This window comes from Frigoribacterium sp. Leaf172 (assembly GCF_001424285.1).
Lineage (GTDB): Bacteria > Actinomycetota > Actinomycetes > Actinomycetales > Microbacteriaceae > Frigoribacterium.
This window is the reverse complement of record NZ_LMPB01000005.1, coordinates 86355-97674: the sequence shown is the minus strand read 5'-3', so window position 1 is coordinate 97674 and position 11320 is coordinate 86355. Positions and strand designations below refer to the sequence as shown.

Here is an 11320-nt window from a genome sequence, read left to right as displayed (position 1 = left end):
CGGGCCCGGGAAGTCAGTTCGAGTACTGAGCGGGGACGGCGAGGGACTGACCTGCCGCCACCTCGGTGCTGCCGAGGTTGTTCAGTCGGACGATGTCGCTGATCACGTCACGAGGGTCTTTCGTGGGGGCGATCTCGGAGGCGACCTGCCAGAGCGTGTCGCCCCCGTCGACTGTGACGTACTCGAAGGAGGCGGAGCCGGCCGTGTCGGACGCCTGCGCGCCGGGGCCGGCGAGCAGGACGCCGCCGACGACGCCGGCGACGAGAAGTGTCACACCGGCGCCGACGACACGACGACCCCGGCGCGTGATCCGGAGGCGGACGCGCGGTGTCGCGCCGATGGGCGCGTTCGACGATGTGGCGTTGCGGGAGATCGTGGTGGCGCTCATGAGGTGGTCCTTTCACCGCTAGAGAAGACGTCCGTGTTCGTGCCCGGCGATCGGCCGGGAACACCGGGCACGAAGACGTGTTCCGAACATATCTTCGATTGAGGGCGATATCAAGCCCGATGTTCGATTTTTCCGGACCCGATCGGCGACACACTCGAACATGTGTTTCGCCGAGCGGCACCCATCGGATACGGTTTGGCTCGGTGGTCCGAGTAGAACACCGACCACCGACATCGACGGCAGGAGAGACATGACCGACCCGCAGCCCCGACGGTCCACGGACTCGGGAACGGTCGCGCGCAAGGAGCTGACGGCCAAGCAGAGCTCGATCCTGACCGCGATCCAGCAGAGCATCGGTCAGCGCGGCTACCCGCCGAGCATGCGCGAGATCGGCGACGCCGTCGGCCTCAAGTCGCTCTCGAGCGTGACGCACCAGCTGAACCAGCTGGAGCTCGCCGGCCGCATCCGCCGGGACCCCAATCGCCCCCGGGCTCTCGAGGTCCTCAGCACCGAGGCCGCGCCCTCTGCGCCGGTGACGAACATCCTGACGACGAGCGACGACGGCGACACCGCCCACGTCCCCATGGTCGGGCGGATCGCCGCCGGGATCCCGATCACGGCCGAGCAGCAGGTCGAGGACGTCATGCCGCTCCCCCGCCAGCTCGTGGGCAAGGGGGAGCTCTTCATGCTCCGCGTCGTCGGGGACTCGATGATCGACGCCGCCATCTGCGACGGGGACTGGGTGGTCGTCCGCCAGCAGAACTCGGCCGAGAACGGGGACATCGTCGCCGCGATGCTCGATGACGAGGCGACCGTCAAGGTCTTCCGGCAGCGGGACGGCCACACCTGGCTGCTCCCCCGCAACAGCGCGTTCGAGCCGATCGTCGGTGACCACGCGCAGATCCTCGGCAAGGTCGTGGCCGTCCTGCGTTCCGTCTGAGTCGCTCGCGCACGACGAAGCCCCTCGCCGATCGGCGAGGGGCTTCGTCGTGACCCGGTGGTCTCAGCGGGACACGGCCGCGCGCGAGACGAACGGGGTCAACCACGCGACGTCGCTCGGGTACACGCGTGCGTGCACACGGGTGCCCTCCTCCTCGTAGGACGACTCGACCACCCGGCCCGAGTCGTGGAGCTGCGACACGACATCGCCGCGGTCGTAGGGCACCAGCAGCTCGAGCTCGACGTCGGGAGTGGGGAGCGAACCGGCGATCCGCTCGAGGAGCTCGTCGATGCCCTCTCCGGTCCGAGCCGACACGAAGACCGCGTCGGGCACGAGCCCCTGGAGCACGAGACGCTGATCGGGATCGACCAGGTCGCTCTTGTTGAAGACCACGATCTCGGTGATGCCAGCACCATCGACCTCGCTCACGACCTGGCGCACGGTGGCGAGTTGCGCCGTCGGATCCGGGTGCGAGCCGTCCACGACATGGACGATGACATCCGACGCCGCGACCTCCTCGAGAGTCGATCGGAACGCCTCCACCAGCTGATGGGGGAGATTGCGGACGAAGCCGACCGTGTCGGAGTACGTGAACGGGCGGCCGTCGGTCGTCGTGCTCTTCCGCACGGTCGCATCGAGGGTGGCGAACAGGGCGTTCTCGACCAGGACGCCGGCGCTGGTCAGGCGGTTGAGCAGACTGGACTTGCCGGCGTTGGTATAGCCCGCGATCGCGACGGAGGGGACCTCGTTGCGGTCGCGGTTAGCCCGTTTGGCGTCGCGCGCCGGCTTCATCTCCTTGATCTGGCGACGGAGGCGCGCCATGCGGGTGTGGATCCGCCGACGGTCGAGCTCGATCTTCGTCTCACCCGGACCGCGGCTGCCCATGCCGGCCCCCGCCCCGCCGACCTGACCACCGGCCTGACGCGACATCGAGTCGCCCCAGCCACGGAGCCGCGGAAGCAGGTACTCGAGCTGCGCGAGCTCGACCTGGGCCTTGCCCTCGCGGCTCTTGGCGTGCTGACTGAAGATGTCGAGGATGACGGCGGTGCGGTCGATGACCTTGACCTTGACCACGTCCTCGAGCGCGCGCCGTTGGCTCGGAGCCAGCTCGGTGTCGGCGATCACCGTGTCCGCGCCCAAGGCCGCGACCGTCATGCGGAGCTCCTCCGCCTTGCCGCTGCCGAGATAGGTGCTCGGATCGGGGTTGGGCCGCCGTTGCAGCAGCCCGTCGAGCACGACGGCACCGGCCGTCTCGGCCAGGGCGGCGAGCTCGCGGAGGCTGTTCTCGGCATCCGCGAGAGACCCCTGGGAGTAGACGCCGATGAGCACGACGTTCTCGAGCCGGAGCTGTCGGTACTCGACCTCGGTGACGTCCTCCAGCTCGGTCGAGAGACCGGCGACGCGACGGAGGGCCTGTCGGTCGTCACGGTCGAACTGGTCGCCGTCGGAGCCGGAATCGTGCAGGGACCGCGTCTGGATCGCTTGAGCGGGTGAGAAGACGGTGTAGGCGGATGCCCGGGACGCCGCACGGTCGAGCACGCGCGCGACGACGTCGTCGCCCTGCTCGGAACGCTCGGCATCGAGCGGGTTCGTGGGGAGGTCTGTCATCGGAGTGATACTAGCCCTTTCATCAGGCGGGGAGCGGGGAGCCGATTCGGCCCCCCTGGGGTTTGTCGATAGGTTGTCGCCATGGCGAGCGAGCACTACTTCTCTTCGGATCCGGAGAGCCGGATGCGGCGCCGGACCATCACGGTGACCCTGGCCGGTCGCGAGCTCGCGCTCACGACCGCCGCCGGGGTGTTCAGCCCCGATCGGGTGGACGCCGGGACGGCCGTGCTGCTCGCCGGCGCACCGACACCGCCGGCGACGGGTCATCTGCTGGATGTCGGGTGCGGTTGGGGCCCCATCACCGTGAGCCTCGCGTCAGCGTCACCCGACTCGACGGTCTGGGCCGTCGACGTGAACAAGAGAGTCCTGGAGCTCGTGCGCGAGAACGCCCGGGCCGCAGGCCTCGAGAACGTCAACGCCGTGGAGCCCGACGATGTTCCCGACGATCTGCGCTTCTCGACGATCTGGTCGAACCCTCCGATCCGCGTCGGGAAGAACGAGCTGCACGGGCTCCTCACCCGGTGGCTGCCTCGTCTCGAACCCGGCTCGGACGCGTGGCTCGTCGTCCAGAAGAACCTCGGTGCCGACTCGTTGCAGAAGTGGATGAACACCGAGCTGGCTGACGTCGTCGACGTGACCCGCGCCTCCACCAGCAAGGGCTACCGCCTGCTGACGGCCCACCGGCGCTGACGACCGGGTCGGTCTCGGACGACCGGGGCTCAGAGCTCGAGCGCCCCGTTGAACACCAGCTCGGCCGGGCCGCTCAGAGAGACGTGCTCGCCGTCGACCCCGGGGACGACGAGGACTCCCACCGTGCCGCCGGGGACCTCCACCCGCCACTGATCGGGCGCACCCGCTCCGGCCCAGTGGCGTGTCGCGAGAGCGGCCGCAGCCGCACCGGTGCCGCAGGAGAGCGTCTCACCGCTGCCCCGTTCGTGCACGCGCATCCGGATGTGCCCGATCCCGTCGACGACGAGGGGATCCGCCGGGACGACGAACTCGACGTTGGCTCCGTCGACCGGCTCCGGATCGAGCACCGGCAGGTACGTCAGGTCGAGCGCCTCGAGCTCGTCGTCGGAGGCGAGGGCGACGACGACGTGGGGATTGCCCACCGAGAGAGCGAGACCCGGGCGGGCCGCGTGGAGCTCGCGCGCCCTGACCGTCGGAGCGGCATCAGCCAGGGACCACGGACCGAGATCGACCTGGAACCCGGTGAGGCTGCGCTGCACGTGCCGGACACCGGCCCTCGTGCCGATGGAGAGGGTCTCCCCCGGCTCGAGCGTCGCGAGCCCCCTCTCGGTGAGATAGCGGACGAAGACCCGGACGCCGTTGCCGCACATCTCGGCGACGCTGCCGTCGGCGTTGTGGTAGTCCATGAACCACTCGGCCGACGGGTCGACCTCGAGGACGCCGCGCCCGTCCGGCAGGTTCTCGGATCGGACCGCACGGATCACGCCGTCTCCGCCGACGCCGAAGTGCCGGTCGGTCAAGGCGCGGATGGTCGCCGGGTCGAGCACGAACTCGCCGTCGGGGTCGGAGAACAGCACGAAGTCGTTGCCCGTGCCCTGGCCCTTGGTGAACTGGAGAGTGGTGGTCACCCCTCGAGTGTATCGAGGGCCTCCTCGAGGCTCCGAGGGTCCCCCGATCGCACCCAGTGCGCATCCTGATACCGACGGAACCAGCTCACCTGGCGCCGTGCGTAGCGCCGGGTCAGCGCCGCCGTGGTCTCGACGGCCTCCGCCTCGGAGAGCTCGCCCCGCAGCTGCGCGGCGGCCTGGGCGTAGCCGATCGCCCGACTCGCCGTGACCCCGCGCTCGAGACCGTCGGCGACGAGACCGCGCACCTCGTCGACGAGCCCGGCGGCCCACATCCCCTCCACCCGGGCGTCCAGTCGTGCGACGAGGTCGGCGCGCTCGTCGTGCACGCCGACGATGACCGACGGACGCCACCGCGGAGCCTCGTCGGGCAGGCGTGCCGAGAACGGCTCACCCGTGATCTCCCCCACCTCGAGGGCCCGGACCAGCCGGCGCACGTTGGTCGATCCGATCCTCTCGGCCGCGACGGGATCACGCTCGCGCAGGAGCCGGAAGAGCGCGCCCGGTCCGTGCTGCTCGGCCGCCGCCTCGTACCGGGCACGGACCGCCGGATCCGTGCCGGGGAATCGCAGATCGAACAGCACGCTCGACACGTAGAGACCGGAGCCCCCGACGAGGATGGCGTCGCCGCCCCGCGCATCGATCTCGTCGATGACGGAGCGAGCCCGGCCCTGATACCACTCGACGCTCGCCTCGTCGGTGACCTCGAGCTCGTCGAGCAGATGATGCGGCACACCCCGGCGCTCGGAGACGGCCAGCTTGGCCGTGCCGATGTCCATGCCGCGGTAGAGCTGCATCGCGTCGGCGTTGACGATCTCGACCGGGCGCCCCCGGGCACGCAGCCGTTCGGCGAGGTCGAGCGACAGCGCCGACTTGCCGGTGCCCGTGGCACCGACCAGAGCGATCAGCATGTCAGCGGAGACCGTCGCCGGCGTCGTAGATCGGCGTGGTCGACACCCGCAGCGTCGGAAGCCCGAGAGACACCCGCGGAGCCCCGGAGGCGCGGGTCGATCCCGTCGAGGAGGCCGGCGCCCCGCAGGAAGCCGCCTGAGCCGCATCCCAGGCATCGCCGGCGCGGGTGCGACGGACCTCGAAGACCGAGCCCGGTGCCGCCTCGGCGAGGAGGTGGAACGGCGCGGCACCCGTGATGTCGACCGTGACGACATCACCGGGCCGAGGGGCCGTCCGCCCCTCGGGCACGTCGAGATGCACGAGCCGGCTGTCTTCCGCACGCCCGGAGAGCCGATGGGTCTCGGAGTCCTTCCGACCCTCGGCGGCCGCGATGAGCACCTCGGCGCGGCGTCCGATCAGCGCACGGTTCTCGTCGAACGAGATGGAGTCCTGGAGCGCCGTGAGGCGCTCGTACCGCTCTTGCACGACCTCCTTGGGGACCTGGTCGGGCATGTCCGCAGCAGGCGTCCCCGGCCGGATGGAGTACTGGAAGGTGAAGGCGGAGGCGAATCGCGCCTCTGCCACGACTCGCAGCGTCTCGGCGAAGTCCGCCTCGGTCTCGCCGGGGAACCCCACGATGATGTCCGTGGAGATGGCCGCGTCGGGCATCGCGGCCCGGACACGGTCGATGATGCCCAGGAACCGGGCGCTGCGGTAGCTGCGACGCATGGCACGGAGCACCTGGTCGGAGCCGGACTGGAGCGGCATGTGCAGCTGCGGCATCACCGCCCGCGTCTCGACCATCGCGTCGATCACGTCGTCGGTGAAGGCGGCCGGGTGAGGGCTGGTGAATCGGACGCGTTCGAGGCCCTCGATCTCTCCGACGGCGCGGAGGAGTTTGCCGAACGCCAACCGGTCGCCGAACTCGACACCGTACGAGTTGACGTTCTGGCCGAGCAGCGTCACCTCGACGGCCCCCTCGTCGACGAGCGACCGCACCTCGGCGAGGATGTCACCCGGCCGCCGGTCACGCTCCTTGCCCCGCAGAGTCGGCACGATGCAGAAGGTGCAGGTGTTGTTGCAGCCGACCGAGATCGAGACCCAGCCGGAGCTCAGCGAGTCCCGCTTCGCCGGCAGAGTGGACGGGAAGACGTCGAGAGCCTCGAGGATCTCGACCTGGGCCTCGTCATTGTGCCGAGCGCGTTCCAGGAGGGTCGGGAGCGCTCCGACGTTGTGCGTCCCGAAGACGACATCGACCCAGGGGGCGCGATCGAGCACGGCTTCTCTGTCTTTCTGCGCGAGGCACCCGCCGACGGCGATCTGCATGCCCTGGCGACCGCGCTTCACACCCGCCAGACGCCCCAGGGTGCCGTACAGCTTGTTGTCCGCGTTCTCTCGGACGGCGCACGTGTTGATGACGACGACATCGGCCTCCTGGCCGACCGCCGGAACATAACCCGCCGCCTCGAGCGAGCCGCTCAACCGCTCGCTGTCGTGGACGTTCATCTGGCACCCGAACGTGCGCACCTCGTAGGTACGACGCTCGGGGAGGGAGTCGGCCGCTGCGCGACCCTCCGAGACCGGGGCGGGGAGAACCGTCGACATAGACGCAGAGTCTACGGCCGCCGCCCCGGACCACCGGTCACTCGAACCGGACGCCGCCCCGCGAACCGCCGCCTCGCGGAAGGGCCTTCTCCACCGCACGTCGGATGGTCTCGGAACGGTACCCGCGTCGCATGAGATAGCCGTTGAGGCGGCGTTCGGCGGTCGCCCGGTCGAGACCCTGCAGGGACGACGAACGCTTGCGCGCCCATTCGTCCGCCCGAGCCTGCTCGTCGTCGTCGTCGATCTCGGCCATCGCCTGCTCGATGAGCTCGGGAGCGATACCGCGGCTGCGCAGCTCGCTCGTGACGGCGCCACGGCCCAGGCCCTTGCGCTCCTGCTTGGCCCGCACGAGGTTCTCGGCGAGCTCTCGGTCGTTGAGGAGCCCCACGCCCTCCAGGCGCTCGACCTCGTCGCTGACCACCTGAGCGTCGAGGTCTCGGGAAGCCAGGAGCGACGCCATCTCGGACGATGAGACACCGCGTCGGGACAAGGCGTGCATGCTCACGTTCTCGGCCCTGGTCCGCTGCGCCTCCAGGCCCTCGGGCTCCGGTTCGTCGTCGGCGCCGCCATCGAACGACGTCTCGAGGGATGCGACGGCTCGGGGGCCCGCCCAGTGATCGCTGATGGCAGCCAAGGCGGCGGCCGTCGCCTCGACGGCGGCGGAGCGCTCCACCGCCCGGTCGGAGTCGACCACCGGAGCTGTTCGAGACTCCGGACGTGGGGTGGCGGTCGCGACCGGCGCTACAGCGGGCGCCGCCTCGGTGTGCTCCGCCGTGCGGGGCTGCGCGGCGTCATCGCCTGGCGCGTCGTGCGCCTCGTCATCGACCCACGCGTCTTGAGGAGCAGCACCACCGTGCTCGGACTCGCCGTCGGCAGGGACCGGATCGGCCTCTGCTGCCTCGCGACCAGCCACCTGCCGGCCCGCCCCGCGGCGCCCGAAGAGGGGCGTCACGGGCGCGAGGTCGTCAGACGACGTCATGCGCCCTTCCGTGCCGCGATCTTGGTCTCGATCGACGCCACGGGCTCTTCGACGGTCTTGGCCCCGCCGACACCGAGCTTGGCGAGGATCTTGTGCTCGATCTCGTCGGCGATCGGCTTGTTGTTGAGGAGGAAGTTGCGCGAGTTCTCTTTGCCCTGACCGAGCTGGTCGCCTTCGTAGGTGTACCAGGCACCCGATTTACGGACGATGCCGTGCTCGACGCCGAAGTCGATCAGGCTGCCCTCACGAGAGATGCCGACGCCGTACAGGATGTCGAACTCGGCCTGCTTGAAGGGCGGCGCCATCTTGTTCTTGACGACCTTGACGCGGGTCCGGTTGCCGACCGCGTCGGTGCCGTCCTTGAGGGTCTCGATGCGGCGGATGTCGAGGCGCACCGACGCGTAGAACTTGAGCGCCTTACCGCCGGCCGTCGTCTCGGGGCTGCCGAAGAACACGCCGATCTTCTCGCGGAGCTGGTTGATGAAGATCATGGTGGTGCCGGTCTGGCTCAGACCACCGGTCAGCTTGCGGAGGGCCTGCGACATGAGCCGCGCCTGCAGACCGACGTGCGAGTCGCCCATCTCGCCCTCGATCTCGGCACGGGGCACGAGCGCCGCCACGGAGTCGATGACGATGAGGTCGATGGACCCGGAGCGGACGAGCATGTCGGCGATCTCGAGGGCCTGCTCTCCGGTGTCGGGCTGCGACACGAGCAGAGCGTCGATGTCGACTCCGAGCTTCTTCGCGTACTCGGGATCGAGCGCGTGCTCGGCGTCGATGAACGCCGCGATGCCGCCGTTGCGCTGTGCGTTGGCGATGGCGTGCAGCGTCAACGTGGTCTTGCCGGACGACTCGGGACCGTAGATCTCGACGATGCGGCCGCGGGGGATGCCCCCGATGCCGAGCGCGACGTCGAGTGCGATCGACCCCGTCGGGATGACGGCGACAGGAGCACGCTCGTCGCTGCCGAGGCGCATGACGGCGCCCTTGCCGAACTGGCGGTCGATCTGGGCGAGCGCGGTCTCGAGGGCCTTCTCGCGGTTCTCTGCTGACGGCATGGTGTTCTCCTTCGTGGTGGTCGTCCGTGCGCCTATAGGCTGTCGCGTCGCCGTCGACCGATGGAGCAGGGTCGTCGCCGCTACGACAAGGCTGGTGCCGCCGGTGACTCCGGCGGCGGGAACGTCGATACGAGAAAGCTACGGGCGACCACCGACATCGGAGCCGGTACGGCAGGAGCCTGTGGCGTTCTCGGACCGATCAGGCCCTGTGGAGGACGCTATCACCGGTGCGAACACATGTTCGACCGTGGACGCGCGGCGTGTCGAACATCCGCGCGAGTCGGACGTCGAGGGCGGCGACCGGGCCGGGCCTCAGCGCTTGGGAGTCGGGAGTCCCGCACCATGACGTCGGGACTCCGGCACGCCCTCGGCGTCGCACAGCGCGAGCCAGACGTCCCGGGGCGGGACGCCCGCCGCCAGTGCCTGCTCGGCGGTCCGCTCGCCCACGGCGGACATGACCAGATCTCGGAGCAGGACACGGCCGTAGGCCTCGCCGAACTGGTCGTCGACGGCCCGGGCGAACTCGCTCTTACGCATCACCGGAGGCTACCGCGTGGTCGAGGTGGGCGGTGCGGATCACGAGCACGCGCCTCCTCGCAGCCGGGCAGCTGCCCGGACGCCGAACGCCCCCGGCGGAGGACCGGGGGCGTTCGGGACGAGGGTCGGTTCAGCGGACCGCGAGATCGGTGTCGAACTCGGCGACGAGGTCGTCGGGGAGCGTGTCGGGGATCGGATTGAGCCCCTCGATGACGGCCATCCGGTCGCCCACCTCGCGCATGATGACCGAGATGGGGGTCTCGAGAGCGTCGGCGACCGAGGCGAGGATCTCGGAGCTGGCCTCTTTCTGACCACGCTCGACCTCGCTCAGGTAGCCGAGAGCCACGCTGGCCTTGCTGGCGACCTGTCGGAGCGTGCGCCCCTTCTGCAGGCGGAAGTCGCGGAGGACGTCACCGATTTCTTGTCGAACCAGAACCATGGGACCCTCCTCCGTACGAACGCCCACCCTGACGGGATTATCTGAGGTGGGATGGTGACACTGAAGCGCAGTTGGCTGTAACTGTAACCAGCAGGGACTGTGCGACTCTTGTGAACCTGTCAGATGTAACGAGACCGAAACGCGGACTATTCCCTCGTCTCGACGAGCCAGGAATACAGCGCCGAGAGTGATTCGGAGACGGTCGCCCGTCGGATGGCCTCGCGGTCGCCGGACAGGTCGAGTGCGACCACACGGCTCTCGTCGCCCCACGAGAGCCCCACGAAGACGACGCCGGGATCGTGGCCGCTCTGCGGTTCGGGCCCAGCGACCCCGGTCGTCGCCAGACCGATGTCGGTGCGGGTTCCGCCTGTCTCGACCGCGCGGCGCACGCCGACCGCCATGGAGCGGGCGACCTCGGGATCGACCGGGCCGCGAAGATGGAGCAGGGCCTCGTCGACGCCGAGGAGCGTGTGCTTGAGCTCCGTCTGGTAGGCCACGACGCCACCGCGGACGACCGCCGACGCCCCGGGGACCGAGATGAGCTCCGCGACGAGGAGCCCGCCTGTCAACGACTCGCTCACTCCGAGAGTGAGCCGACGACGCGTCAGCTCGGCGACGACGTCGCTCGCCTCGGTCACGACGAGCGACCGTGCTTGGCGGCGACGCGCAGGTAGTCGAGCCCCGAGACGACCGTCGCGACGACCGCGGCCGTCATGAGGACCCCGTTGACCCAGTGCATGCCCTCGCCGAGGAGGTTCCAGAGGGGGAAGAGCGCCAGGGTGACCGCGACGGCCTGGAGGACGGTCTTGAGCTTCCCCCCTCGCGAGGCAGGGATGACGCGGTCCCGGATCACGGCGAACCGGAAGACGGTGATGCCGATCTCGCGGACGAGGATCAGGACGGTGACCCACCAGGGCAGCTCGCCCAGGATCGAGAGCGAGACGAGGGCGCCCCCGATGAGGACCTTGTCGGCGATCGGATCGACGATCTTGCCGAAGTCCGTGACCAGGTCCAGCCCTCGCGCCAGCATGCCGTCGAGGCTGTCCGTGAGGATGGCGACCACGAAGAGGATCGCCGCGGCGATGCGGAGGGAGCCATCGGCCCCGTCGTCGACGAGGAGCCACGCCATGAAGAGCGGCGCCATGAGGATGCGCACCACGGTGATGATGTTGGCGATGTTGGCCGTGCTGGCGGGGCCCGGCCCCTTGCTGGCGATGCGCCCGCGGAAGGGGAAGGTCGCGCCTCGCGGTGCGCCGTCGGTGCGGTCGTCGTGGGTCACG

13 protein-coding genes are annotated in these 11320 nt (G+C 69.7%); 2 read left to right on the top strand and 11 right to left on the bottom strand.

Annotation, left to right across the window (positions count from 1 at the left end):
- Positions 1-13 precede the first annotated feature (13 nt).
- Positions 14-388, bottom strand: a complete 375-nt coding sequence (locus tag ASF89_RS14175; RefSeq protein ID WP_082490063.1) for a LysM peptidoglycan-binding domain-containing protein — start codon at positions 386-388, stop codon at positions 14-16.
- A 250-nt stretch (positions 389-638) separates the two neighbouring features.
- Here ASF89_RS14175 and lexA point away from each other — a divergent pair, with 250 nt between their 5' ends.
- Entirely contained in the window at positions 639-1328 is a 690-nt protein-coding gene (lexA, locus tag ASF89_RS14170; RefSeq protein ID WP_055816013.1) for a transcriptional repressor LexA, read from the top strand.
- Positions 1329-1391: 63 nt separating this feature from the next.
- Here the strand turns inward: lexA and hflX are convergent, their stop codons facing one another.
- Positions 1392-2936: a GTPase HflX gene (gene hflX, locus ASF89_RS14165; RefSeq protein ID WP_055794920.1), complete on the bottom strand. Its 1545-nt coding sequence runs from the start codon at positions 2934-2936 to the stop codon at positions 1392-1394.
- An 81-nt stretch (positions 2937-3017) separates the two neighbouring features.
- On the opposite strand from hflX, the gene ASF89_RS14160 reads away from it, so the two are divergent.
- Positions 3018-3626: a class I SAM-dependent methyltransferase gene (locus ASF89_RS14160; RefSeq protein ID WP_055794916.1), complete on the top strand. Its 609-nt coding sequence runs from the start codon at positions 3018-3020 to the stop codon at positions 3624-3626.
- Positions 3627-3655: 29 nt separating this feature from the next.
- On the opposite strand, the gene dapF is transcribed toward ASF89_RS14160, so the two are convergent.
- From dapF to pgsA, 9 genes are all read right to left on the bottom strand, one after another.
- Complete coding sequence (dapF, locus tag ASF89_RS14155; RefSeq protein WP_055816011.1) at positions 3656-4534, bottom strand: diaminopimelate epimerase; 879 nt, start codon at positions 4532-4534, stop codon at positions 3656-3658.
- Entirely contained in the window at positions 4531-5442 is a 912-nt protein-coding gene (miaA, locus tag ASF89_RS14150) for a tRNA (adenosine(37)-N6)-dimethylallyltransferase MiaA (protein ID WP_055816008.1), read from the bottom strand. Before miaA ends, dapF begins: the two co-directional genes overlap by 4 nt.
- Before the next feature lies 1 nt (position 5443).
- Positions 5444-7027, bottom strand: a complete 1584-nt coding sequence (miaB, locus tag ASF89_RS14145; RefSeq protein WP_055816005.1) for a tRNA (N6-isopentenyl adenosine(37)-C2)-methylthiotransferase MiaB — start codon at positions 7025-7027, stop codon at positions 5444-5446.
- Between the two features lie 37 nt (positions 7028-7064).
- Entirely contained in the window at positions 7065-7721 is a 657-nt protein-coding gene (locus ASF89_RS14140; RefSeq protein WP_055816001.1) for a regulatory protein RecX, read from the bottom strand.
- Between the two features lie 281 nt (positions 7722-8002).
- The gene (gene recA, locus ASF89_RS14135) at positions 8003-9064 is read right to left on the bottom strand and encodes a recombinase RecA (RefSeq protein ID WP_055794902.1); all 1062 of its coding nucleotides are present in this window, start codon (positions 9062-9064) and stop codon (positions 8003-8005) included.
- A 312-nt stretch (positions 9065-9376) separates the two neighbouring features.
- On the bottom strand, positions 9377-9601 hold the full coding sequence (locus ASF89_RS14130) for a DUF3046 domain-containing protein (RefSeq protein ID WP_055815997.1): 225 nt from the start codon (positions 9599-9601) through the stop codon (positions 9377-9379).
- A gap of 130 nt (positions 9602-9731) precedes the next feature.
- On the bottom strand, positions 9732-10040 hold the full coding sequence (locus tag ASF89_RS14125) for a helix-turn-helix domain-containing protein (protein WP_055794896.1): 309 nt from the start codon (positions 10038-10040) through the stop codon (positions 9732-9734).
- A gap of 146 nt (positions 10041-10186) precedes the next feature.
- On the bottom strand, positions 10187-10678 hold the full coding sequence (locus ASF89_RS14120) for a CinA family protein (RefSeq protein ID WP_055815993.1): 492 nt from the start codon (positions 10676-10678) through the stop codon (positions 10187-10189).
- A complete protein-coding gene (gene pgsA, locus ASF89_RS14115) occupies positions 10675-11319 on the bottom strand; it encodes a CDP-diacylglycerol--glycerol-3-phosphate 3-phosphatidyltransferase (RefSeq protein WP_055794887.1) in 645 nt (214 codons plus the stop codon). The genes ASF89_RS14120 and pgsA overlap by 4 nt, the downstream gene beginning before the upstream one ends.
- Position 11320 lies beyond the last annotated feature (1 nt).

Coding starts and splice junctions, on each gene's coding strand:
- ASF89_RS14130 (WP_055815997.1), bottom strand. CDS start 9,601: ATGCGTAAGAGCGAGTTCGCCCGGGCCGTCGACGACCAGTTCGGCGAG.
- ASF89_RS14125 (WP_055794896.1), bottom strand. CDS start 10,040: ATGGTTCTGGTTCGACAAGAAATCGGTGACGTCCTCCGCGACTTCCGC.
- miaB (WP_055816005.1), bottom strand. CDS start 7,027: ATGTCGACGGTTCTCCCCGCCCCGGTCTCGGAGGGTCGCGCAGCGGCC.
- ASF89_RS14160 (WP_055794916.1), top strand. CDS start 3,018: ATGGCGAGCGAGCACTACTTCTCTTCGGATCCGGAGAGCCGGATGCGG.
- miaA (WP_055816008.1), bottom strand. CDS start 5,442: ATGCTGATCGCTCTGGTCGGTGCCACGGGCACCGGCAAGTCGGCGCTG.
- hflX (WP_055794920.1), bottom strand. CDS start 2,936: ATGACAGACCTCCCCACGAACCCGCTCGATGCCGAGCGTTCCGAGCAG.
- ASF89_RS14175 (WP_082490063.1), bottom strand. CDS start 388: ATGAGCGCCACCACGATCTCCCGCAACGCCACATCGTCGAACGCGCCC.
- lexA (WP_055816013.1), top strand. CDS start 639: ATGACCGACCCGCAGCCCCGACGGTCCACGGACTCGGGAACGGTCGCG.
- recA (WP_055794902.1), bottom strand. CDS start 9,064: ATGCCGTCAGCAGAGAACCGCGAGAAGGCCCTCGAGACCGCGCTCGCC.